Below are 1,090 nucleotides of genomic sequence, written 5' to 3'. Positions count from 1 at the left end.
CGGAATCTGTCAAGATCATTGAGACAAGATCTTTTTAGTTGTTCTGTATGACTGTTTCCAGGGCTGGTCGGTTGATCCAGACCTGCTGCGGGAGGGCTGGTGGTCGCGGCGGTCGCCGGAACCGGTCCGGGTGGCGCGTGTGGGCGGTGTCGAGGACCTCTGCGCGCAGCTGCTGGATCTCACCGGCGGTGCCGTGGTGGACGGAGGCGGGTGTGTGCAGGCCGATGCCGCTGTGGCGGTGCTGGTGGTTGTAGTAGGTGAAGAACTCGTCGCAGAAGCTGCGGGCGTCGGCGATGGAGCCGAACCGGTCGGGGAACGCGGGGCAGTACTTCAGGGTTTTGAACGCCGCTTCGCTGAACGGGTTGTCGTTGCTGACTTTCGGGCGGCTGTGGCTGCGCACGACGCCGAGATCGGTGAGGAGCAACGCAACGGGTTTCGACGTCATCGAGGTGCCCCGGTCGGCATGGATCACCCGTGGCGGTGCGCCGGCGGTGGTGATGGTGGCGGCGATGAACGCCTTGGCGAGGTCACCGGTCTCGGTCGGTGCGACGAGCCAGCCGGGGATGTAGCGGGAGTAGATGTCGATGATGACGTAGCAGTCGTAGTAGACGCCCTTGACTGGTCCGTGCAGCTTCGTGATGTCCCAGGACCACACCTGGCCCGGGCCGTCGGCGACGAGCTCCGGCCGGGTCCGCGGCGGGTGGGTGGCCTGCCGGCGGCGGTCCCGGACCGCGCCGTGCTCACGCAGGATCCGATACATGGTCGACTCCGAGCACAGGTAGGTGCCCTCATCCAGGAGCGTCGCCCACACCTGAGCCGGTGACTTGTCCACAAAGGACTCGTGGGTCAGCGTTGCCAGGACAGTGGCCCGTTCCGCTGGTGTGAGCGTGTTCGGCGGCGTCTGCCGCAGTGCCCGCGGCCCAGCCGTGGCCGGGCGTGGCCGCTGCCGCCGGTAGTGCGTGGCGCGGGATTTGCCCAGCACCGCGCAGGCGCGTTTGGCCGAGGTCAATGCGGCCAGGTCGGTGAACGCGGCGTCGATCACCTGCTCGACCGCGGATCGGTGTCCGCGCTCTCGGAGATCAGCCCCAAG

The 1,090-nt window shown here is 67.3% G+C and carries 1 protein-coding gene; it reads right to left on the bottom strand.

All coding sequences use genetic code 11. The annotated features are described in order from the left end of the window. Nucleotides 1-34 precede the first annotated feature (34 nt). Nucleotides 35-1,042 carry an IS3 family transposase gene (locus tag ABZS58_RS51470; RefSeq protein ID WP_354792173.1) on the bottom strand — a complete coding sequence of 336 codons (1,008 nt, stop codon included), beginning with the start codon at nt 1,040-1,042 and terminating at the stop codon, nt 35-37. Nucleotides 1,043-1,090 lie beyond the last annotated feature (48 nt).

It is taken from the genome of Dactylosporangium sp. NPDC005555 (assembly GCF_040605635.1).
In the GTDB taxonomy this organism is placed as follows: Bacteria; Actinomycetota; Actinomycetes; order Mycobacteriales; family Micromonosporaceae; genus Dactylosporangium.
This window is presented reverse-complemented; position numbering and strand designations above follow the sequence as displayed.